A 326-nucleotide genomic window follows, 5' to 3' on the forward strand; every position below is an offset into this window, starting at 1 on the left:
CCGCTGGGCAGATACAGCGAAATTACCGACAACTTGCCGAAATCGCAACGGACAAAACGGCCTTCCCTGTCAAATTCTTCAATACCCATGCCGATTTGCACATTGTCGGGTTTGAGTTTGCTGTACACCGCCACGCCGCTGTAACCGCGCTTTTCAGCGCAATGCCAGTAGCCGTACATACCGTGCGGATTTTTCATATCGTCTGACAGATCAGCCTCTTGTGCTTTCAGTTCCTGCACGCAGACGATGTCGGCACCGGAAGCGGCGATGTATTCATAAAAACCTTTTTTATAGGCGGAGCGGATGCCGTTGACGTTGGCAGAGAT

General features: G+C 51.5%; 1 protein-coding gene. It reads right to left on the reverse strand.

Annotated features, from left to right (window positions below):
- A partial coding sequence (locus tag ACTHSP_RS23275; protein WP_440347152.1) for an exodeoxyribonuclease III occupies window positions 1–326 on the reverse strand: 326 nt, incomplete at both ends.

This window comes from Neisseria sp. P0001.S005 (assembly GCF_051963715.1).